Below are 22,105 nucleotides of genomic sequence, written 5' to 3'. Positions count from 1 at the left end.
CCGGCGCCCGAAGAGCGACGCATGCGCCCCGGCCGACCACAGCGCCGAGCGCCCTTGACGCGCGAGCCCCACCGCCCCAGGGGCGCGGGGAACTGCCCGACCGGTCACGACGGACCGGCGCCCGAAGAACGGCGCATGCGCCCCGGCCGACCACAACGCCGAGCGCCCTTGACGCGCGAGCCCCACCGCCCCAGGGGCGCGGGGAACTCCGCGACCGGTCACGACGGACCGGCGCCCGAAGAGCGACGCATGCGCCCCGGCCGACCACAGCGCCGAGCGCCCTTGACGCGCGAGCCCCACCGCCCCAGGGGCGCGGGGAACTGCGCGACCGGTCACAGCGCTCCCGCAGCCGACGAACGACCCCGGCGGGCCCGCACGGCCCGCGGGGCCGGCGCCGGTGCGAACACGGCGGACGGCCCGGAGCCGCGATCGCTCCGAGGCCGTCCGCCGGAGTGTGGTCGCTCAGGACGCCGAGGGCACCTGCGCGGGCGACGAAGGCGTCACGCCGTCACTGACGGGCGTTCGTGCCGACTTCGCTGTCGGCCGCCTGCTCGGCGGACTGCTGCGTGGGGATCTCGACGGCCTCCGCCGCGGACTCGCCGCTCTCGGCGGGCTCCGCAGCCGCACCCCCAGCCGCACTCGCACTCGCGCTCGCCCGCGCAGTCGAAGTCGCGGACGCGGTCGGGATCGGGGTCGCGCTCGAAGGGGCGGCCTCGGACCCGGCGCCCGGCCCGGCACCGGCACCGGCACCGGCACCGGCGTCGGCGTCGGCGTCGGCCCCGGCGACCGCGGCCTCCGGCCCGGCCCCGGCGTCGGCCGAGCCCTTCGCCGCTCCCTCCGAAACCGGCTCAGCCCCCGTTTCCGTCGACGTCTCCGCTTCGGATCCGGCCTTCAGACCGTCCGTCCTCGCCTCGGCGGCCGACGGGGCGTCAGACCCGTGGGACTCGGACCCTTCGGACTCGGACCCTTTGGATTCAGACCTTTCTTTACCAAGAAGCCATGCAAAAACGCCCATTTCGTCTCCATACCCTGCTCGTGTGGGCGAAATTCCGCGTCGCCCGGTGCGTCCCATTGCGTCGCCCGGGGTCACCGGCATGCGAAACCGGCGGCTGGAACCTCGCAACAGGCAACGACCCCGACCCCGTACCGTCACGTAGCTCGTTCGAGAAGTGGGCCCGAGGTTTGCGAGACTGTGACGGTGAGTAGAGCAGCTCCCGTTCCGCGGGTCATCGCCGTCGTGGGTCCCACCGCGGCCGGAAAGTCCGATCTCGGCGTTCATCTCGCCCAGCGCCTCGGCGGTGAGGTCGTCAACGCAGACTCGATGCAGCTCTACCGGGGGATGGACATCGGCACCGCCAAGCTGACGCCCGAGGAGCGCGGCGGTGTTCCCCACCACCTGCTGGACATCTGGGACGTGACGGTGACGGCGAGCGTCGCCGAGTACCAGCGGCTCGCGCGCATCCGCATCGACGCGCTGCTCGCGGAGGACCGCTGGCCCATCCTCGTCGGCGGCTCCGGCCTGTACGTCCGAGGTGCCGTCGACAACCTCGAATTCCCCGGTACGGATCCCGAGGTACGGGCCCGCCTGGAGGAGGAGCTCACTCTGCGGGGCTCCGGCGCCCTGCACGCCCGGCTGGCCGTCGCCGACCCCGAGGCCGCCCACGCGATCCTGCCGAGCAACGGCCGCCGTATCGTCCGGGCCCTCGAAGTCATCGAGATCACCGGCAGACCCTTCACCGCCAACCTCCCGGGCCACGACTCGGTCTACGACACCCTGCAGATCGGTGTCGACGTGGCGCGTCCCGAGCTCGACGAGCGCATCGCCCGCCGTGTGGACCGCATGTGGGAGGGGGGCCTCGGGGAGGAGGTGCGCGCACTGGAGGCGCAGGGGTTGCGTGAAGGGCGTACGGCGTCGCGCGCGCTCGGCTACCAGCAGATGCTCACCGCGCTCTCCGGGGAGTGCACCGACGACGAGGCGCGGGCGGAGACCGTACGTGCCACCAAGCGCTTCGCGCGCCGTCAGGATTCCTGGTTCAGACGCGATCCGCGGGTGCATTGGCTCAGTGGGGCCGCGGCGGATCTCACGGAACTTCCGCAGCTCGCGTTGGCGTTGGTCGAACGACCGGTCACAGCCTGATCACGTCCTGGCATCGGGACGCTCCGGCCGTCATCCGGGCCTCTGGGGCCGTGCCATCATCGAGCTTCGATCGACCAAGTGGAGTCCGAGTGGGGAGGGCGCGTGGCGATGGAGGCCGGCCCTCGTGACACCGCACCAGGCGCGGAGCAGGACACCGTCACCGACGGGGTGCACGACACCGCGCCGGACCAGCAGGACCCCGACGGGGACCGGCTGAGCCCGGACGGCCCCGACGAGATCATCGGTGGTGTGACCGAGGACGGTCCCGAACCCGATGAGATGTTCCCGGGGCCCGAGGTCGAGGTGGAGCTGCGTCCGCAGCGTCGCATGCGCATCTGGCAGCTCGCTCCCATCGTGAGCCTCGCCGCTCTCGGCTCCCTGATGTTCGCCTTCCCGCTGGCCTTCGACTTCGGCGACAGCGGAGCCATGATCGCCATGCTCGGCCTGCTGATCTGCTCCTGCGCCGCGGGCTGGGGCATGATGGCGGCCCGCCGCGTGGGTTACACGTGGCCCGGCCTGCCGCAGCGCGGTTCGGGCCGCCGCCCCGACTGGCGCGTCGCGATCGCGTACGCCGTGCTCGTCGCCGCGGTCGTGGTGCTCGCGGTGTGGCGCGTGGCCCGCCTGCGCTGAGGCGCTCCGGGAACTCCTGCGGCGCGGCGTCGCGCCCGCGCGGTCGCCTGCCGGTCACGGCAGGCCGGCCGGCCGGGCTGTCGTGACCGGCAGGCAGGCCGGGCTGTCGTACCGACCCCTTACGATCGAGGAATGAGCACGCGGATCGCCTTCCTCAAGGGGCACGGGACCGAGAACGACTTCGTGATCGTCCCGGATCCCGAGAACACCATCGACCTGCCCCCGGCCACCGCCGCGGCCCTGTGCGACCGCCGCGCGGGCATCGGAGGGGACGGCCTGCTGCATGTCGTACGGTCCGCCGCGCACCCCGAGGCCCGCTCGATGGCGGCCGAAGCGGAATGGTTCATGGACTACCGCAACGGCGACGGTTCGATCGCGGAGATGTGCGGCAACGGAGTGCGTGTGTTCGCCCGCTACCTCCAGCGCGCCGGACACGTGGCCGAAGGTGACATCGCGGTCGCCACGCGGGCGGGCGTGAAGACCGTGCACCTGGCCAAGGAAGGTGACATCACCGTCGGCATGGGCAAGGCGGTCCTCCCCGAGGGCGACGTCACCGTAACCGTCGGCGACCGTAGCTGGCGCGCCCGCAACGTGAACATGGGCAACCCCCACGCCGTCGCTTTCGTCGAGGACCTCGACCACGCCGGAGATCTGTACGCCCCCCCGCCGTTCAGCCCACTGTCCGCGTACCCGGACGGCGTGAACGTCGAGTTCGTCGTCGACCGTGGCCTTCATCACGTTGCTCTCCGTGTCCACGAGCGGGGCTCGGGCGAGACCCGCTCATGCGGCACGGGCGCGTGCGCCGTGGCCGTGGCCGCGGCGCGCAGGGACGGCGCCGACCCCGCGGTGACCGGCACTGCCGCCACCTACACCGTCGATGTGCCCGGCGGCCGGCTCGTGATCACCGAGCGCCCCGACGGCGAGATCGAGATGACCGGGCCCGCGGTGATCGTCGCAGAGGGTGAGATCGACGCCGAATGGCTCGAAAACACGACCCCCTGAACCTTCGCTCGAATGGGTGATCCGTTTCACGCTCGGCGAGAGGCGGTCAGTCGGGCGTGGTGGGCTCGGTAGCATCAAGGACCGGCCCGGACGGGGGAACGACGCCATCCCCAGAGCCGCGTACGCCATGGGGCGCCCCGTCCGCCGGTCAACGCAGCCGGAGGTGCCCATGAGTGCGGAGGCCACGAACCCCGCGACGCCCGGCCCCATCACGCCCGCGGTACAGCGCAGGCGGGGCCGCCCCCGGATCGATCTGCGGCGCCTGGGCCGGGCCGCTCTCCTGGGGCCCGCGGGCCGCGACCGGCTGCCCGACGCGATCGGCCATGTGGTCGAGGCCCACCGGGCCCACCATCCCGACGCCGACCTCGACCCGCTGCGCCGCGCCTACGTCCTGGCCGAGTCCTCGCACCGCGGCCAGATGCGCAAGAGCGGCGAGCCGTACATCACGCACCCGCTCGCCGTGACGCTCATCCTCGCCGAACTGGGCGCGGAGACCACGACGTTGACCGCCTCCCTGCTCCACGACACCGTCGAGGACACGGAAGTGACGCTCGATCAGGTCCGCGCCGAGTTCGGCGAGGAGGTCCGCTATCTCGTCGACGGCGTGACGAAGCTGGAAAAGGTCGACTACGGAGCGGCCGCCGAGCCCGAGACGTTCCGCAAGATGCTCGTCGCCACCGGCAGCGACGTCCGCGTGATGTCGATCAAACTCGCCGACCGGCTGCACAACATGCGCACCCTCGGAGTCATGCGGCCCGAGAAGCAGGAACGCATCGCCAAGGTCACCAAGGACGTCCTCATCCCGCTCGCCGAACGCCTGGGTGTCCAGGCACTCAAGACCGAGCTTGAGGACCTGGTCTTCGCCATCCTGCGCCCCGAGGAGTACGCCCACACCCGCGAACTCATCGTCGAGAACTCCTCGCGCACCGACGATCCTCTCGCCGAGATCGCCGAAGAGGTGCGCGGAGTCCTGCGCGAGTCAGGTCTGCAGGCCGAAGTCCTCATCCGGCCGCGGCACTTCGTGTCCGTGCACCGCGTCTCGCGCAAACGCGGCGAGCTGCGCGGCGCCGACTTCGGTCGGCTGCTGGTCCTCGTGAACGAGGACGCCGACTGTTACGGGGTCCTCGGCGAACTGCACACCTGTCTCACGCCGGTGGTCTCGGAGTTCAAGGACTTCATCGCCGTTCCCAAGTTCAACCTGTACCAGTCGCTGCACACGGCCGTGGCCCGCTCCGACGGTCAGGTCGCCGAAGTTCTCATCCGTACGCACCAGATGCACAAGGTCGCCGAGGCGGGTGTCATCGCGCTCGGCAATCCCTACGCCTCTCCCGTGGATTCCGTGGATCCCGTGGAGGAGCAGACCGTCGGCGACGGCTCCCGCCCCGCCGACGGAGAGCGCGCCGACCCCACCCGCCCCGGCTGGCTGTCCCGCCTCCTCGACTGGCAGGAGGCGGCGCCGGACCCCGACACGTTCTGGTCCACGCTCCGCGAGGACCTCGCCCAGGACCGGGAGATCACGGTCTTCCGGCCCGACGGAGGCACACTCGGACTGCCCGCGGGCGCCAGCTGTGTGGACGCCGCCTACGAGCAGTACGGCGAGGACGCGCACGCCTGTATCGGCGTACGCGTCAATGGCCGCCTGGCGAGGCTGAGCACGGTTCTGAGCGACGGAGACACCGTTCAGCTGCTCATGGGCCAGGACCCGGCCTCGGAGCCCTCCAGGGAGTGGCTGGAGCACGCGCACACCCCCGTCGCACGGATCGCCATCACGCGCTGGCTGGCCGCGCACCCGGCCTCCGCCGCGCCGGCCGAAGCTCCCGCCGAGACCCGCCGCCCGGCCGCGGACGGGCCCGCCGCCCGCCCGGCCGCCGCGGACGTCGTCGTCGACCGGCCCGGCGCGACCGTACGTCTCGCGGGCTGCTGTACGCCCGTACCGCCCGACGCGATCACCGGATTCTCCGTGCGCGGGGGAGTGGTGACCGTGCACCGCGTGGAGTGCGCCGCGGTGGAGCGCATGAAGAGCGTGGGGCGCGCGGAGGTCGAGGTGCGCTGGGGCGACAGCAGCGAGTGCCGTGTCACGCTCTTCGCGGAGTCCTTCGGGCGGCCCCATCTCCTCGCCGACCTCACCGAGGCGATCGCCCTGGAAGGCGTAGCCATCGTCTCGGCGACAGTCGAACCGCCCAGCCAGCAGCGTGTACGCCATACGTACACACTCCAGCTCCCGGACGCCGCGCACCTCCCCGCCCTCATGCGCGCGATGCGCAACGTCCCGGGCGTCTTCGACGTAAGCCGAGCCCACCACCAGTCGACGACCACGTAGAGACCCGTCACAGTCCTTCGTCTCCCGTCTCCCGTCTCTCGTCTTTGGGGCGCCGGGAACGGCGCGACCAGCCACAACGCACCCGCACCCGTACCTGCGCCCGCACCCGCACCCGCACCCGTACCTGCGCCCGACAACGGATCACGCCGCGGAGGCACCCGTTCGGGTGGCCCCGACGCGAGCCGTCACCGCCAAGCGTCCCCGCGCTGATAGCCGTGACGCATGCTGCGCACCCGCACAACCCCCCACACCGCCGGGACGACGGCCCCCACGGCCCCTCGACAGCGACGCCGGCGACGACAGCCACGGCTCAGGACCGCGCTACTCGCCTCCGCCGCATCCGTCTGCCTCATCGCCGCGAGCGCCCCCGCACCGTCACCGCTCGGTATCGGCGACCGTCTCTTCCCCTACCTGGGCAACCCCGGGTACGACGTCACGGCGTACGACCTGGCCTTCACCTATTCCGGCAGCAACACCAAAGCGCTGCCGGCTGTCACCGTCATCGAGGCCCGCACTACGGAGTGGCTGGAACAGTTCAATCTTGACTACTCGCACGGGACAGTGCGATCCGTCGACGTCGACGGCGAGCCCGCGGAGTTCCGCGGCGCCGGCGAGGACCTGGTCGTCACGCCCGCCGAAGCGCTGCCGCCCGGCATCCCGATGCGTGTCACCGTGCACCATGACAGCAACCCGGTCTCCACGGAGGACCAGCAGAGCGGCTGGGTGCGGACCGAGGACGGGCTCGCGATGGCCAACCAGGCCGACGCCGGACACCGCGTCTTCCCCGGCAACGACCACCCGTCGGACAAGGCGATGTTCACCATCCGGGTCACCGCCCCCGACGGTTACACGGCCGTCGCCAACGGCCTCCCCGTAGGGGCGACCCGCCGTGCCGCCGGCACCACCTGGACCTACCGCACCGAACACCCCATGGCCACCGAGCTGGCCCAGGTGTCCATCGGCCGCTCCTCCGTGGTGCGCCGAAACGGCCCCGGCGGTCTGCCCGTACGCGACGTGGTGCCCACGAAGGACCGCAAGCTGCTGGAGCCGTGGCTCAGGAAAACCCCCGACCAGATCGCCTGGATGCAGGAGAAGGTCGGCGACTACCCCTTCGAGACGTACGGGCTGCTCGTCGCCGAGGCGCGTACCGGATTCGAACTGGAGACACAGACGCTCTCCCTCTTCGAGAGGGACCTCTTCGCCCGGACCGAGTACCCGAAGTGGTACGTCGAGTCGATCATGGTGCATGAACTGGCCCACCAGTGGTTCGGCGACAGCGTCTCCCCGCGCACCTGGTCCGACCTGTGGCTCAGCGAAGGACACGCCACGTGGTACGAGGCACTCTTCGCCGAGGAGAAGGCCGACAAGCCCATGGAGGCCCGGATGAAGGCCGCCTACCGGTCGTCCGACACCTGGCGAAGCGCCGGCGGACCGCCCGCCACGCCGAAGGAGGCCGAGCCCGGCCGGAAGCTCAGCATCTTCCGCCCGAACGTCTACGACGGCAGCGCCCTCGTCCTGTACGCGCTGCGCGAAGAGATCGGCCGCCCCGCCTTCGAGCGGCTGGAGCGCGCCTGGGTGAGCACCCACCACGACGGTGTCGCCGACACGGCGGACTTCGAGCGCCTGGCCACGGGCATCGCGGGCCGCGATCTGAGCGGCTTCTTCAAGGCGTGGCTCTACGCGGAGAAGACCCCGCCCATGCCGGGACACCCCGACTGGAAGAGCGCGGGGCCCGAGGAGAAGGCCGCGAAACGCGCCGGGTGAACCCCGCGGGGCGCGCCCGGTAATGCCCGAAGGGTGTGCCCCGTAACCCCGGGAATTCGAGTGACGAGACGGGGCGTGCCGTGCGAACATCTTCACGTCGACGGCACTTCGGGTCGGCGGCACGGCCCTGCGGCCCGGCGGGAATCTCCCGGCGGTCCCGGGCGTTGAGGTGAGTGACGGGCGAGGAGTCCGTCACCCGTATCCCCATCGACGTAAGGACCCAATGACCTCCTCTTCTTCCCCTTCCCAGGACACACAGAGCCTCGCGCAGAACCACCCCGACGGTCTTCGGGCCGATGCCCTGATGGAAGAGGACGTCGCCTGGAGCCACGAGATCGACGGAGAGCGGGACGGCGACCAGTTCGACCGCTCCGAGCGTGCGGCCCTGCGCCGTGTCGCGGGCCTCTCGACCGAGCTTGAGGACGTCACCGAGGTCGAGTACCGACAGCTCCGTCTGGAGCGCGTGGTACTCGTCGGTGTGTGGACCTCGGGGACCGCGACCGACGCGGACAACTCACTGGCCGAGCTGGCCGCCCTCGCGGAGACCGCGGGAGCGCTCGTGCTCGACGGTGTCATCCAGCGCCGGGACAAGCCCGACGCGGCCACGTACATCGGTTCCGGCAAGGCCAACGAGCTGCGGGACGTCGTGCTCGAAACCGGCGCGGACACGGTCATCTGCGACGGTGAGTTGTCGCCGGGCCAGCTCATCCACCTCGAAGACGTCGTCAAGGTCAAGGTCATCGACCGGACGGCCCTGATCCTCGACATCTTCGCCCAGCACGCCAAGTCCCGGGAGGGCAAGGCGCAGGTCGCACTCGCGCAGATGCAGTACATGCTGCCGAGGCTCCGCGGCTGGGGTCAGTCGCTGTCCCGTCAGATGGGCGGCGGCTCGGGCGGTGGCCTCGCCACCCGTGGTCCCGGTGAGACCAAGATCGAGACGGACCGGCGCCGTATCCGCGAGAAGATGGCGAAGATGCGCCGGGAGATCGCGGACATGAAGACCGGCCGCGACATCAAGCGCCAGGAGCGCCGCCGGAACAAGGTGCCCTCGGTCGCGATCGCCGGCTACACCAACGCGGGCAAGTCCTCGCTGCTCAACCGCCTCACGGGCGCGGGCGTACTCGTCGAGAACTCGCTGTTCGCGACCCTCGACCCGACCGTGCGCCGGGCCGAGACCCCGAGCGGGCGGCTGTACACGCTGGCGGACACCGTCGGCTTCGTACGGCATCTGCCGCACCACCTCGTCGAGGCGTTCCGCTCCACGATGGAGGAGGTCGGGGACTCCGACCTGATCCTGCACGTGGTGGACGGTTCGCATCCGGCGCCGGAGGAGCAGCTGGCCGCCGTGCGTGAGGTCGTCCGTGACGTGGGTGCCACCAAGGTGCCCGAGATCGTGGTGATCAACAAGGCGGACGCGGCCGACCCGCTGGTGCTCCAGCGGCTGATGCGGAACGAAAAGCGCTCCATCGCGGTCTCGGCCCGTACCGGCCAGGGCATCGCGGAGCTGCTCGCGCTCATCGACGTCGAACTGCCGCACCCCTCGGTCGAGCTGGAGGCCCTCGTGCCTTACACGCTCGGCCGGCTGGTGGCGCGGGCCCACGCCGACGGCGAAGTCCTCTCCGAGGAGCACACCCCGGAGGGCACCCTGATGAAGGTGCGGGTGCACGAGGAACTGGCGGCGGAGCTGGCTCCGTACATTCCGGCTCCGGCAGCCTGAACCACGCGACCGCACCCCAGGTAAGCGCACCGCACGTACGCAACGGCACGTACGCAACCGCACGTACACAACGGCACGTACGCAACGGCACGTACGCAACCGGCAACCGCAGCGAAGGCCCGTCCCCCGGTAGGGGGCGGGCCTTCGGTGTGCGTACGGCGTACTGCGTACCGCGCGTGGGTGTGTACGGCGCTGCGCTACTTGGCGCCGTACTCCTCGCTCATGTTGTCGTAGATGGCCTTGGCGCCCTTGCCCAGTTGGGGACCGGCCAGCCAGATGCTGTCGGTCGGGCCGATCGACGTGTTCGAGACGAGCACGGTCTTGCCGTCGACCGCGCGGAACCAGCCGCCGCCGGACGAACCACCGGTCATCGTGCACCCGATGCGGTACATGGTCGGCAGCCCCGGGCTGAGCGAGAGCCGGCCCGGCCGGTCGACGCACTTGTGCATGATCAGGCCGTCGAAGGGTGCCGCCGCCGGGTAGCCCCAGGCTCCCATCGTGCCCGCGTTCGTGGCGGCGGGCGTGGAGAAGTCCACGTCCAACGCGTTGCCGACCGTCTCCTCAAGGGACTTGTCGCCGGCCTCCGGCTTCACGTGCAGCACCGCGTAGTCGTACGGGGCACCCGCGCCGCCCGACTCCGACCCGCCCGCGATCCACTCGTCGGAGGTCGAGGCCCAGTCGGCCCAGAACTGGCCGTACGGGGCGATCTCCTCCTGCGTGGCGTTGCCCAGTTCGGCCTCGGACTTGCCGAGGTCGTTGTAGGCGGGCACGAAGGCGATGTTGCGGTACCAGCCACCGCCACCGCCGGCGTGCACACAGTGACCCGCGGTCCAGACGAGGTTGGATCTACCGGGATTGCGCGGATCCGTGACGACCGTCCCGGAGCAGACCATCGAGCCCTCGGGGGAGTCGAAGAAGACCTTCCCGACCGGCGCGGCGTTCTCGTGGTACGGGGTCTCCTCGCGCTCCGCCGTGACCGGGGCGGGCGCCGGGTCGCTGACGCCCTGCCCGGCCGCCGCGTCCTTCGTGGAGACCGTCTTCTGCGGGTCCTCGGCGGATGTCATCCGCTCGGGCTTCCAGAGTCCCTCGATCACCGGATTGACGAAGTCCTGGGCTTCAGTGAGCCACTTGTCCTTGTCCCAGTTCTTCCACTCGCCGTCCTTCCAGTCGTCGACATCGATGCCGTGCTCCTTGAGCCTGTCGGCGATGTCGGCCGGAATTTCGATCTTGTCGGAACCGGAGGACTCGGAACCGGAGGACTCGGAACCCGTGGCGGCCGGTTTGTCGGCGGCCTTGTCGTCCCCCGAGTCGCAGGCGGTGCCGGTGAGGGCCAGGGCCGCGGCGAGTCCGGCGGCGGCGAGGAAGCGGCCCCGCCCACGACTACCCGCGAAGGACGGACGTGTGGAACGCATGGTGTGGTTACCCCCGATAGAACGTGTATTTCTGACCTGCGGGTCGGGCACATACGGGTCGGGCACATACAGGTTGGGCACCTGTAGGTCAGGCACCTGTAGGTCGGGCACCTGCGGGTCGGGCACTGCGGTTCAGGCACCTGCGGGTCGGGCGCGGAGAACGCCGGTAAGCCCCTCCGCGGAGCCCGTGCCACCGCGACAACCTGACTGTGCCCGGGAGTCGAGGGCGAACGGCGGCCGGCCGGTGAATGATTCCGTGAGGCCCACCCTGCCGCCGTCCGTCCCCGTGCCGCTACCGCTGTGCCGCGTACTTCTTGCTCACCGCGTCGTAGATCCCCTTGGCCTCCGTGCCCAGGTGCGGACCCGCCAGCCAGCCCGCGGTCACCGGGCCGATCGAGGTGTTGGAGACCAGCGCGGGCTCGCCGTCCGAGCCCGTCGCGACCCAGCCACCGCCCGAGGAACCACCGGTCATGGTGCAACCGATGCGGTACATCGTCGGGTTGGATCTGACGAGCGAGAGCCGGCCCGGCTTGTCCGTGCACTGGTACATGGTCTCCCCGTCGAACGGCTTCGCCGCCGGGTAACCGGTCGCGGTGATGTCCCCGACCTCGGACACGGCCGGAGCGTCGAAGTCGACCGGGAGCGCCGAACCGACGGTCTCCTCCAGGGACTTGCCGTCGCCCCCCTTCTCCGGCGTCACATGAATAACGGCGAAGTCGTACGAGGCGCCCTCGCCGCCCGTCGGGCCGCCCTGCTCGATCCACTGGTCCGAGGTCTGCGCCCAGTTGCCCCACCAGACGCCGTACGGAGCGACCTGCTCCTTGGTGGCACCAGCGTTCTCGGCCGCCGACATGGCGCTGTCGTTGTACGAGGGCACGAAGGCGATGTTGCGGTACCAGCCGCCCTTCTTGCCCGCGTGCACACAGTGGCCGGCGGTCCACACGAGGTTGGACTTGCCCGGGTGGGCCGGGTCCTCGACCACGGTCGCCGAGCAGACCATCGTGCCCTCGGGGGAGTCGAAGAACACCTTGCCCGCCTCGGGCGCGTTCTCGTGGTAGCCCGCCGGAACGGCCTTGGCCTCCACGGGAGCCGGCTCGGGGTCGGTCACGCCCTGGTCACCCGAGAGGTCGTTCTCGTCGACACCCTTGCCCTGGTCCGGGTCCTCGGCCTCGCGCATACGGTCCGGGTCCCATAGGTCCGCGATGATCGGGTTGATGTAGTCGCCGGCCTCGCGCAGCCAGTCGTCCCTGTCCCAGTTCTTCCAGGCGCCGCCCTTCCACTTGTCGATGTCGACGCCGTGCTCTTTGAGTCTGTCCTTGATGTCGTCCGGGATCTCGATCTTGCCGTCACCGGCCGCGGCGGCGGACGTCTCGGCAGCCGCGTCGGCTTCCTCGCCCGAGCCGCAGGCGGTGGTGGTCAGAGCCAGCGCGGTGGCCAGGCCCACCGCGGCCAGCACGGGGGAGATTCTGCGGCGCGGGCTCTTCCCTCGACGGGCGGCGAAGAGCGGGCGTATCGGTCGCATGGTGTGGACTCCCCCTGGAGGTGAACGAACAACTCTGTGCCGCCACGCGGAACTTCGTACGGATCCGGGGACCCGTGCGTACCCGACGTGGACCGTGGGTGCTGATCAGCGAGGATCGCCGAACGGCACCACAGACTATGCCGTTGCTGTGGGGGACTTCCGACGGACCCGCAACGGTTCCGTCACGGCAGGGATCTCAGGTCCGCCGTTGCCCTGCGCGGTCCTCGTCGTTGGTACGTACGGGGGACGTTCCGGCCGCGTTCATCCCCCTGACGCCTCCCATCGGGTGGACCGGCAACTCGCCCCTGGACAACGTGGCGCAACCAGCGTGGACGGCGTACGGCGTACGGCGTACGGCGTACGGCGTGAACAGCGGGAGGACGACAGACGTGACTGTGACGGAGTCCGCACCCGAGGCGGCGCCCGCGACACAGGAAGCGGCGGGGGCGCGCGCGATGCAGGGGAAAGCGACGGCGCGCACGGCGCACGAAACCGCGACCTTACGCACGGTGCATGAGAACGCGACGGCGCGCGCGGCGCAAGAGGGCATCCTGCGACGGCAGTCGGCGCGCGAGTCGGCGGCGCGCACCTACGCGCGCGCCCTGCCGATCGTCCCCGTGCGGGCGCGCGGGCTGACCATCGAGGGCGCCGACGGGAGCCGCTACCTCGACTGCCTCTCGGGCGCGGGCACGCTGGCCCTCGGCCACAACCACCCGGTCGTCCTGGAGGCCATCCGGAAGGTCCTCGACTCGGGAGCCCCCCTGCACGTCCTGGACCTGGCCACACCCGTCAAGGACGCCTTCACCACCGAGCTGTTCCGTACGCTGCCGCCCGGTCTCGCCGACCGCGCGCGTGTGCAGTTCTGCGGCCCCGCGGGCACGGACGCCGTGGAGGCGGCGCTGAAACTGGTACGCACCGCGACCGGACGCAGCGGCATCCTCGCCTTCACCGGCGCCTATCACGGGATGACCGAAGGGGCGCTCGCGGCATCCGGAGGCGCCCCCGACGTACGGGTCACGCGCCTGCCCTATCCGCAGAACTACCGCTGCCCGTTCGGCGTCGGAGGCGAGCACGGGGCCGCACTCGCCGCCCGTTGGACGCAGTCCCTCCTCGACGACGCCAAATCCGGGGTGACGAGCCCCGCGGGCATGATCCTCGAACCGGTGCAGGGCGAGGGCGGAGTGATCCCGGCCCGCGACGACTGGATGCGGCGGATACGGGAGATCACCGCGACGCGCTCCATTCCACTGATCGCCGACGAGGTGCAGACGGGGGTCGGCCGGACCGGCACCTTCTGGGCGGTCGAGCACAGCGGTGTGACACCCGACGTGATGGTCCTGTCCAAGGCCATCGGCGGCAGCCTGCCGCTGGCCGTCGTCGTCTACCGCGACGACCTCGACGTATGGGAACCGGGCGCCCACGCCGGCACGTTCCGCGGCAACCAACTCGCCATGGCGGCGGGCGCCGCGACCCTCGCGTACGTCCGCGAGAACGGGCTCGCCGAGCGCGCCGCCGCACTGGGCGACCGCATGATCGGCCGACTCCGCGCTCTGGAGTCCGACTTCGCCTGCGTCGGAGAGGTGCGTGGCCGAGGACTGATGATCGGCGTCGAGTTGGTGGACCCCGAGAAGCCGTCCGCGACCCCAGGAGGGCCTCCCCCCGCCGCGCCCGAGCTGGCGGCTGCCGTCCAGCAGGAGTGCCTGCGACGCGGACTGATCGTGGAACTGGGCGGCCGGCACGCCGGCGTGGTGCGCCTGCTACCACCACTGACGATCACCGACGAGCAGGCGACCGCGGTACTGGACCGGCTCGCTGACGCGGTGGCCGAGGTGGCGAAGACACCCACCGGCCGAGGTGGCGCGGGCGCCCGAAAGCTGCCGGCCGACCGCACCGACCGCACCGAGCAGACCGAACAGACCGAACAGACCGAACACGCAGGGTAGGGCGGTCGACCTGTGGGGGATCCGGGACCGGGAGCGGGTGCCTCCCCGCTGACAACGGCGTCGACAACGGCGTCGACAACTGTCAGGACTACCCGGCGGACCCTCCATCTCCCCGCCCCGACCAGGAAACGCACAGGTGTCACCTATGCCGGAACAGCCCCGGCTCGTCGCCGTACGAGCCTGAACCACCCCCAAGGAACCCTTTTGAACGCCACGCCCGCATCCGACGGACGCCCCCAGCCCCACGAGCGAGCAGCCTGCCGCCCGCAGGCCCCGCTCGGGCCGGGGGCCGAATCGGTCCCCCGGCAGAAGGGAGGGGCCAGAAAGTCCGAAGGACTGTACGGTGCCACCACCGATCTGCTGGAACACCCCGACCCGCACACCGCCGCCCAGGCCGCGGCGGTGGAGAACCTGCTGCGCTGCTGGGTACGCGAGCACGACCTCCCCGCACCTGCCGACGGCACCCTGCGCATCCCCCTTCCGGCCAGTGGTACGGCCCTCGTCGTCCCGGTCCAGTACTGGTCCCTCACGGGGTGGCACCGGCTGGGCCCTCCTCACCTCGCCAGCGCCCCGGACCAGGCCCCTCCCACCGACGCCGTCACACTCGCGGCCCTGCTGGGGCGCGAGATCCCTACGCACGGGATCCCGACACACGAGATCCCGACACACGAGATCCCTACGCACGGAACTCCTACGCACGGAACTCCTACGCACGGAACTCCTACGCACGGGGCTCCTACGCACGGAACTCCGGCGTACGGGGCGCCGACAGCGTCCGTCGAGTCCGCTTCCGCTTCCGCCTCCGCGCACGCGTCCGCCGAAGCGACGACCCCCACTGCTCCGGGTGCGACCACCGCCGCAGCGAGCGCCTACGTCGCCTCCGCCGCGGCCACCGGGTTCCGGGCCTCGGTCGACGACGGTGACCTGGTCGGCCGGGTCGCGGACTCACTGCGACGGACCGTCGTGTTCATCAGGGACCGCAGGGAGAACCCCGCCGACGGCTCCGACCTCTTCCTCTCCGCCGAACAGTCACTGCTGCTGGGCCACCCGCTACACCCCACACCGAAGAGCCGCGAAGGGCTCTCCGTCGCCGAGAACCGGCTCTACTCGCCGGAGTTGCGCGGCTCCTTCGCGCTGCACTGGATGGCCGTCGCTCCCTCCGTGCTCGCCACCGGCTCGGCGTGGACGGAGCGAGGCCGGCCCGTACCCGCGGAACAGCTCACCTCCCGGCTCGCCGGTGCCGGACTGCAACTGCCCGAGAGCTACGCCGCGCTGCCGATGCACCCCTGGCAGCTTCGTGAAGTCCACCGGCGCTCGGAGACCGGGAGACTGCTCACCGCCGGACTCCTCCGGGACCTCGGCCCCCACGGCTCCCCGTGGCACCCCACCTCCTCCGTCCGCACCCTCTACCGCTCCGGTGCCCCCGCGATGCTGAAGCTGTCGCTTGGCCTGCGCATCACCAACTCCCGCCGAGAGAACCTCCGCAAGGAATTCCACCGGGGGGTCGAGGTCCACCGACTGCTGCGCGCCGGCCTCGCCGACCAGTGGCAGGCGACCCACCCGGGCTTCGACATCGTGCGCGATCCCGCGTGGCTCGCGGTGAACGAGACCGACGGCACCCCGGTGACCGGCCTCGACGTGATGATCCGTCACAACCCGTTCACGCCGACCGACGATGTCTCCTGCATCGCCGGGCTCGTCTCGCCGAGGCTCGGGAGCATGTCCACCGGGCAGCGGCACCCCGAGCCGACCCGGTCCGTGGCCCGGTCCCGGCTCACCGAGATCGTCACCCGGCTCGCCGGCCGCACGGGCCGGCCGCGTGGAGCCGTCGCCGCGGAGTGGTTCCTGCGCTACCTCGAACACGTCGTCCGCCCCGTCCTCTGGCTGGACAGTGAGGCCGGCATCGCGCTGGAGGCACATCAGCAGAACACCTTGCTCCTGCTGGACCCGGAAGGCTGGCCCAGGGGCGGCCGCTACCGCGACAACCAGGGCTACTACTTCCGCGAGTCCCGGCGCGCGGAACTGAACGAACGACTGCCCGGCATCGGCGAGCACAGCGACACCTTCGTCTCCGACGCGGTCACCGACGAACGGTTCGCCTACTACCTCGCCATCAACAACGTGCTCGGCCTCATCGGCGCCTTCGGCTCCCAACGCCTCGCTGACGAACGCCTGTTGCTGGCCGCCTTCCGCCGCTTCCTCACCGATGTCGCGTCCGGCCCGGCCCGCCTGCGGCGAACAACCCTGCCCGCCCTTCTGCTCGACTCTCCCGTCCTGCGCTGCAAGGCCAACCTGCTGACCCGGCTGCACGGTCTCGACGAACTCGTCGGTCCGGTCGACACCCAGTCCGTCTACGTCACCATCGCCAACCCCCTTCATTCCTGAGGACCATGACCCACTCCGTCTCCTGAGAGGAGCGTCGCCGTGCCTCCCCCCGATGCGCGCACCGACGCCGACGCCGACGCCGCCTACCGCGCCGGCGCCCGTGGCGAAACGGGCCCCGCTGCGGGCAGCGCAGGCAGCCCGGACAGGCCGGACAGCCCTGGCAACGCGGACACCCTCGACCTGCGTCTGCCCGACGATTACCTCGCGCTCTTCACCAAGGACGCTGAAGCAGCCGGGGCAACCGGGGCAGCCGAGACGGCCGGGGCAGGCGGGGCGGCCGGAGCAGGCGAAGCAGCCGAATGCCGGGACGCCGCATCAGCCACGGAGCGCGGAGAGCCCAGCGGCGGCGAACAAGACGGCGGGAAGCAGCACCCGACGCCGCACGGGACGGGACCCGCCCGCCTCCTCACCTCCGCCGGTGAGGACCTGCTCGACCGCGTCGGTGACTGGGGGCAGACGGCCACCGCTGCGGGCGCCTTCCACCTGATCCCCGTACACCTCGCCCGTGACCTTCCGCTGATCACTCGCTGGATGAACGACCCTGCCGTGGCCGCCTTCTGGGAGCTCTCCGGCCCCGGTACGGCGACCGAGGGCCACGTGCGTGCCCAACTTTCCGGCGACGGACGCAGCGTCCCCTGTCTCGGCATGCTGAACGGCACACCGATGAGCTACTGGGAGATCTACCGCGCGGATCTCGACCCGCTGGCCCGCCACTACCCGGCCCGTCTGCACGACACCGGGGTCCACCTCCTCATCGGCGGTGTCGCCCATCGCGGGCGGGGACTCGGCACGATCCTGCTCCGTGCTGTCTCCGACCTCGTCCTCGACCGTCGTCCCTCCTGCGCACGAGTCGTCGCAGAGCCCGACCTTCGCAACACCCCTTCCGTGTCCGCGTTCCTGAGCGCCGGCTTCCGGTTCTCCGCCGAGGTCGATCTGCCCGACAAGAAGGCAGCCCTCATGGTCAGGGACCGGGCCCTGCGCGATCTGTTGTAGCGCCGTCACTTCCAGTACACCGCTCTTCCCGATCAGGTTCCCAGTCGAGGAGTCCCTGTGCCGAACCCGTCCGCCGCCCCACCTCCCGGAGAGCCGTCACGTCTCTACGATCCCCCGGAACTGAGCCCGGAAAGATGGGAGGAGGCGGGGCGCCGCCTCCTCGCGAAGATGATCGGCGAGTTCGCGCACGAGGAGATCCTCCTGCCGGAGCCGACCGCGCACCGCACCGGCGGTGCGGCGGCAGCCGACGCTGCTGCGAGTCCCTCCAGCGCCTCCAGCCCCTCCAGCCCTTTCAACGCCGGGGCTCCCGGCGGGTCCCAGGGAACCAGAGGAGACGATTCGCCACTCGATACGGAGGCTCAGCGACCGCCCACCGCGCCGCCCGTCCCCGGGCCCACGACCGCGCCTCCTTACGAGCCCGAGCAGGCCGGCGCCGCCCCCGATGGCGAGCGCTCCTACACACTGCGCCTCGACGCCGGTGGCATCCTCGCCTTCCGCGCCCGCCGCGGTGCGTACGACAGCTGGCGGGTGGACCCGGCGTCACTCACCCTGACCGAAGCGGCCGGGACAACCAGAAGCCCCACCGCCCCCACCGCCCCTCCGGCATCCGGCGACCCCGAGCCACCCCCGCACCAGCGGCCCTACACCGACCCCCTCGACTTCCTCACCCGCGCCCGTGCCGTGCTTCGTCTCGACGGCGCCACCCTCGGTCACGTCATCCGCGAACTGTCCATCACACTCGCCGCGGACGCCCGGCTGGACCACACCGCCCTCCCGGCCGCCCGCCTGGCCGATCTCGGGTACGCGGAGCTGGAAGGCCACCAGACGGGTCATCCCTGGATCGTCCTCAACAAGGGCCGGCTCGGCTTCTCCGCGACGGACGCCGCCCAGTGGGCGCCCGAGGGCAGAAGGGCGACAGTCCTTCCGTGGATCGCCGTCCACACCTCGCTCGCCACCTATCGGGGTGTCCAGGGCCTCGACAGCGCCGACCAGCTCTACGCGCGCGAGCTCGACCCCGCGGTCCGCAAGTCGTACGACACCGCACTGCGCACGCGAGGCCTCACGCCGGAGTCGTATCTCTATCTGCCCGTGCACCCCTGGCAGTGGAACGACGTCGTGCTGCCGCTCTTCGCGCCCTCCGTCGCCGCGGGGGCCATCGTCCCCCTGCCCCCGGACGGTGATCTCCGTCTGCCCCAGCAGTCGATCCGTACGTTCCTGAACACTTCACGCCCGGACCGGCACACCGTGAAACTGCCGCTGTCCGTACTCAACACCCTCGTGTGGCGCGGGCTCCCGACGGAACGGACACTCGCGGCCCCCGCCGTCACCGCCTGGATGCACGGGCTGCGGGACACCGATCCCTTCCTGCACGACACCTGCGGGGTGATCCTGCTGGGCGAGGTCGCGTCCGTGACGGTCGGACACCCGTTGTACGACACGCTGCCGGAAGTCCCCTACCAGTACAAGGAACTGCTCGGCGCGATCTGGCGCGAGCCGCTGTCCCGCCATCTCGTGCCCGGTGAACGCGCCCGTACGCTCGCCGCTCTCCTGCACACCGACCCCGAGGGCCGTGCCTTCGCGGCGGAGCTCGTCGACCGCTCGGGCCTCGACCCGCGAAGCTGGCTGCGCCACCTCTTCGCCGCGCTGCTGCCGCCCCTGCTGCACTTCCTCTACCGCTACGGCACTGTGTTCAGCCCACATGGCGAGAACGCGATCGTTGTCTTCGACGACCACGACGTACCGGTGCGGCTCGCGGTGAAGGACTTCGTGGACGACGTGAACGTGAGCGCCGAGCGGCTTCCCGAGCATGCCTCCATGCCGGACGACGTACGGGCCGTGCTGCTCACGGAGCCGGCCGCCTTCCTCACGCAGTTCATCCACTCTGGGCTCTTCGTCGGTGTATTCCGCTATCTGGCGCCGCTGTGCCAGGAGCAACTGGGAGTTCGCGAGGACGAGTTCTGGTCACTCGTCCGGGCGGAGATCCTCCGGCACCACAAGCTCTTCCCGGAGCTCAAGGAACGCCACGAGACGTTCGACCTGCTCACTCCCCGTATCGAGCGGCTCTGCCTCAACCGCAACCGGCTGCACCTCGACGGCTACCGGGACCGGCTGCATCGCCCGCACGCCGCCGTGCACGGCACCGTTCCGAACCCCCTCCACCAGTCGTGATCACACACAGCGTCGACGCCCGTGTCCGCGTCCTGATCACGTCCCCCTCCACCGCCGCGATCACCCGGTTGTCGGTGCCGACCCGTAGGGTGGTCGGGCTATGACAGAGCCCTCACTCCCCGAACTCCTGCACGCCGCCGTCACAGCCGTCGGCGGCACGGAGCGCCCTGGCCAGGTGACCATGGCCGAATCCGTCGCCCAGTCCATCGACGACGGTTCCCATCTGCTGGTCCAGGCCGGCACAGGCACCGGAAAGTCGCTCGGCTACCTGGTTCCCGCGCTGGCGCACGGGGAGCGGGTCGTCGTGGCGACGGCCACCCTGGCGCTCCAGCGGCAGCTCGTGGAGCGGGATCTGCCGCGCACGGTGGACGCCCTGCATCCGCTGCTGCGCCGCCGACCCGAGTTCGCGATGCTCAAGGGCCGGTCGAACTACCTTTGCCTGCACCGTCTCCACGAAGGAGCGCCGCAGGACGAGGAGGAGGGCCTCTTCGACCAGTTCGAGGCGGCCGCACCCACCAGCAAGCTGGGCCAGGACCTGCTGCGGCTGCGGGAATGGTCGGACGAGACCGAGACGGGGGACCGCGACAACCTCACCCCCGGTGTCTCGGACCGGGCCTGGTCGCAGATCTCCGTCTCCTCCAGGGAGTGCCTCGGCGCCTCGAAGTGCGCCTACGGAGCGGAGTGCTTCGCCGAGGCGGCCCGTGAGCGCGCCAAGCTCGCCGACGTCGTCGTCACCAACCACGCGCTCCTGGCGATCGATGCCATCGAAGGCGCCCCCGTCCTCCCGCAGCACGAGGTGCTGATCGTCGACGAGGCCCACGAGCTGGTCTCCCGGGTCACCGGCGTCGCGACCGGCGAGCTCACCCCGGGACAGGTCAACCGCGCCGTGCGCCGGGCGGCGAAGCTCGTCAACGAAAAAGCGGCCGATCAGCTCCAGACGGCCGCCGAGGGCTTCGAGCGGCTGATGGAGCTGGCCCTGCCCGGCCGCCTTGAGGAGATCCCGGAGGACCTCGGGTACGCGCTGATGGCCCTGCGGGACGCAGCCCGTACGGTGATCTCGGGGATCGGGGCGACCCGCGACAAGTCCGTCACCGACGAGGACGCGGTCCGCAAGCAGGCCCTCGCCTCCGTGGAGAGCGTCCACGACGTGGCGGAGCGCATCACCAACGGCTCCGAGTGGGACGTCGTCTGGTACGAGCGGCACGACCGCTTCGGGGTGTCCCTGAGGGTCGCGCCGATGTCCGTCGCGGGCCTGCTGCGCGAGAAGCTCTTCACGGACCGCTCCGTCGTCCTGGCCTCGGCCACCCTGAAGCTCGGCGGCGATTTCAACGGCGTGGGCGCCTCCCTCGGCCTGTCCCCGGAAGGCGTCCAGGGCGAGGACATCCCGGTCTGGAAGGGTCTCGACGTCGGCTCGCCCTTCGACTACGGCAAGCAGGGCATCTTGTACGTCGCGAAACACCTGGCCAGACCTGCCAGGGACAGCGACCGCGGGGACATGCTCGATGAACTCACCGAGCTGATCAAGGCGGCCGGCGGTCGTACGCTCGGCCTGTTCTCCTCGATGCGGGCCGCCCAGCTGGCCGCGGAGGAACTGCGCTCCCGCGTCCCGGAGTTCCCCATCCTGCTCCAGGGCGAGGAGACACTCGGCGAGCTGATCAAGAACTTCGCCGCGGACCCGAAGACCTGTCTGTTCGGCACGCTCTCGCTCTGGCAGGGCGTGGACGTCCCGGGGGCCAGCTGTCAGCTGGTCGTCATGGACAAGATCCCCTTCCCGCGCCCCGACGACCCGCTGATGAGCGCCCGACAGAAGGCGGTCGAGGAGGCCGGGGGCAACGGCTTCATGGCCGTCGCGGCCACGCACGCGGCCCTGCTCATGGCTCAGGGCGCCGGCCGCCTCGTGCGGGCGACGGAGGACCGGGGTGTGGTCGCCGTGCTGGACCAGCGGCTCGCCACCGCTCGCTACGGCAGCTACCTCAAGGCGTCACTGCCCGACTTCTGGTACACGACGGACGGTAACCAGGTGCGGCGGTCGTTGGCCGCCATCGACGAGAAGGCGCGTAAGGCGGAGGAGGCGGAGGAGGCGGAGGAGGCCGAGGAGGCCTGAACGTCAC

14 protein-coding genes are annotated in these 22,105 nt (G+C 70.9%); 11 read left to right on the top strand and 3 right to left on the bottom strand.

Annotated elements, in window-relative coordinates; genetic code table 11:
- Nucleotides 1–508: 508 nt before the first annotated feature.
- Entirely contained in the window at nucleotides 509–1,015 is a 507-nt protein-coding gene (locus tag ACIOKD_RS03510) for a hypothetical protein (RefSeq protein WP_402077536.1), read from the bottom strand.
- 183 nt (nucleotides 1,016–1,198) lie between these two features.
- Between ACIOKD_RS03510 and miaA the strand changes: the two genes are divergently transcribed.
- The 6 genes from miaA to hflX all read left to right on the top strand — a co-directional run bounded on the left by miaA (nucleotide 1,199) and on the right by hflX (nucleotide 9,570).
- A complete protein-coding gene (gene miaA / locus ACIOKD_RS03505) occupies nucleotides 1,199–2,137 on the top strand; it encodes a tRNA (adenosine(37)-N6)-dimethylallyltransferase MiaA (protein WP_107021586.1) in 939 nt (312 codons plus the stop codon).
- 108 nt (nucleotides 2,138–2,245) lie between these two features.
- Nucleotides 2,246–2,767 (top strand): hypothetical protein, encoded by a 522-nt coding sequence (locus tag ACIOKD_RS03500; protein ID WP_402077704.1) that lies wholly within the window; start codon nucleotides 2,246–2,248, stop codon nucleotides 2,765–2,767.
- A 132-nt stretch (nucleotides 2,768–2,899) separates the two neighbouring features.
- Nucleotides 2,900–3,769 (top strand): diaminopimelate epimerase, encoded by an 870-nt coding sequence (gene dapF, locus ACIOKD_RS03495; RefSeq protein ID WP_402077533.1) that lies wholly within the window; start codon nucleotides 2,900–2,902, stop codon nucleotides 3,767–3,769.
- Nucleotides 3,770–3,938: 169 nt separating this feature from the next.
- The gene (locus ACIOKD_RS03490; protein ID WP_402077530.1) at nucleotides 3,939–6,089 is read left to right on the top strand and encodes a RelA/SpoT family protein; all 2,151 of its coding nucleotides are present in this window, start codon (nucleotides 3,939–3,941) and stop codon (nucleotides 6,087–6,089) included.
- 222 nt (nucleotides 6,090–6,311) lie between these two features.
- A complete protein-coding gene (locus ACIOKD_RS03485; protein ID WP_402077527.1) occupies nucleotides 6,312–7,853 on the top strand; it encodes a M1 family metallopeptidase in 1,542 nt (513 codons plus the stop codon).
- Between the two features lie 223 nt (nucleotides 7,854–8,076).
- Nucleotides 8,077–9,570: a GTPase HflX gene (hflX, locus tag ACIOKD_RS03480; protein ID WP_402077524.1), complete on the top strand. Its 1,494-nt coding sequence runs from the start codon at nucleotides 8,077–8,079 to the stop codon at nucleotides 9,568–9,570.
- 197 nt (nucleotides 9,571–9,767) lie between these two features.
- Here the strand turns inward: hflX and ACIOKD_RS03475 are convergent, their stop codons facing one another.
- Both ACIOKD_RS03475 and ACIOKD_RS03470 read right to left on the bottom strand, forming a co-directional pair.
- Nucleotides 9,768–10,982, bottom strand: coding sequence for a trypsin-like serine peptidase (locus ACIOKD_RS03475; protein ID WP_402077521.1), 1,215 nt, complete (start codon nucleotides 10,980–10,982; stop codon nucleotides 9,768–9,770).
- 292 nt (nucleotides 10,983–11,274) lie between these two features.
- Nucleotides 11,275–12,504, bottom strand: a complete 1,230-nt coding sequence (locus ACIOKD_RS03470) for a trypsin-like serine peptidase (RefSeq protein WP_402077519.1) — start codon at nucleotides 12,502–12,504, stop codon at nucleotides 11,275–11,277.
- A 455-nt stretch (nucleotides 12,505–12,959) separates the two neighbouring features.
- Between ACIOKD_RS03470 and ACIOKD_RS03465 the strand changes: the two genes are divergently transcribed.
- From ACIOKD_RS03465 to ACIOKD_RS03445, 5 genes are all read left to right on the top strand, one after another.
- Entirely contained in the window at nucleotides 12,960–14,447 is a 1,488-nt protein-coding gene (locus ACIOKD_RS03465) for a diaminobutyrate--2-oxoglutarate transaminase family protein (RefSeq protein WP_402077701.1), read from the top strand.
- A 204-nt stretch (nucleotides 14,448–14,651) separates the two neighbouring features.
- Nucleotides 14,652–16,832 carry an IucA/IucC family protein gene (locus ACIOKD_RS03460; RefSeq protein ID WP_402077516.1) on the top strand — a complete coding sequence of 727 codons (2,181 nt, stop codon included), beginning with the start codon at nucleotides 14,652–14,654 and terminating at the stop codon, nucleotides 16,830–16,832.
- Between the two features lie 39 nt (nucleotides 16,833–16,871).
- Nucleotides 16,872–17,825: a GNAT family N-acetyltransferase gene (locus tag ACIOKD_RS03455; protein ID WP_402077513.1), complete on the top strand. Its 954-nt coding sequence runs from the start codon at nucleotides 16,872–16,874 to the stop codon at nucleotides 17,823–17,825.
- Nucleotides 17,826–17,993: 168 nt separating this feature from the next.
- On the top strand, nucleotides 17,994–19,994 hold the full coding sequence (locus ACIOKD_RS03450) for an IucA/IucC family protein (protein ID WP_402077699.1): 2,001 nt from the start codon (nucleotides 17,994–17,996) through the stop codon (nucleotides 19,992–19,994).
- A gap of 100 nt (nucleotides 19,995–20,094) precedes the next feature.
- Nucleotides 20,095–22,098, top strand: coding sequence for an ATP-dependent DNA helicase (locus ACIOKD_RS03445; protein WP_402077510.1), 2,004 nt, complete (start codon nucleotides 20,095–20,097; stop codon nucleotides 22,096–22,098).
- The last annotated feature ends 7 nt before the right edge of the window (nucleotides 22,099–22,105 follow it).

Origin of the sequence: Streptomyces sp. NPDC087844 (assembly GCF_044742785.1) — a bacterium.
Taxonomy (GTDB): domain Bacteria; phylum Actinomycetota; class Actinomycetes; order Streptomycetales; family Streptomycetaceae; genus Streptomyces.
The sequence above is the reverse complement of the archived record's forward strand: the minus strand, read 5'-3'. Positions and strand labels throughout refer to the sequence as shown.

What these genes read in the sequence shown, in the direction of transcription:
- ACIOKD_RS03510 (WP_402077536.1), bottom strand. Translation starts at nt 1,015, where the DNA reads ATGGGCGTTTTTGCATGGCTTCTTGGTAAAGAAAGGTCTGAATCCAAA.
- ACIOKD_RS03500 (WP_402077704.1), top strand. Translation starts at nt 2,246, where the DNA reads ATGGAGGCCGGCCCTCGTGACACCGCACCAGGCGCGGAGCAGGACACC.
- dapF (WP_402077533.1), top strand. Translation starts at nt 2,900, where the DNA reads ATGAGCACGCGGATCGCCTTCCTCAAGGGGCACGGGACCGAGAACGAC.
- ACIOKD_RS03490 (WP_402077530.1), top strand. Translation starts at nt 3,939, where the DNA reads ATGAGTGCGGAGGCCACGAACCCCGCGACGCCCGGCCCCATCACGCCC.
- ACIOKD_RS03485 (WP_402077527.1), top strand. Translation starts at nt 6,312, where the DNA reads ATGCTGCGCACCCGCACAACCCCCCACACCGCCGGGACGACGGCCCCC.
- hflX (WP_402077524.1), top strand. Translation starts at nt 8,077, where the DNA reads ATGACCTCCTCTTCTTCCCCTTCCCAGGACACACAGAGCCTCGCGCAG.
- ACIOKD_RS03475 (WP_402077521.1), bottom strand. Translation starts at nt 10,982, where the DNA reads ATGCGTTCCACACGTCCGTCCTTCGCGGGTAGTCGTGGGCGGGGCCGC.
- ACIOKD_RS03470 (WP_402077519.1), bottom strand. Translation starts at nt 12,504, where the DNA reads ATGCGACCGATACGCCCGCTCTTCGCCGCCCGTCGAGGGAAGAGCCCG.
- ACIOKD_RS03465 (WP_402077701.1), top strand. Translation starts at nt 12,960, where the DNA reads ATGCAGGGGAAAGCGACGGCGCGCACGGCGCACGAAACCGCGACCTTA.
- ACIOKD_RS03450 (WP_402077699.1), top strand. Translation starts at nt 17,994, where the DNA reads ATGATCGGCGAGTTCGCGCACGAGGAGATCCTCCTGCCGGAGCCGACC.
- ACIOKD_RS03445 (WP_402077510.1), top strand. Translation starts at nt 20,095, where the DNA reads ATGACAGAGCCCTCACTCCCCGAACTCCTGCACGCCGCCGTCACAGCC.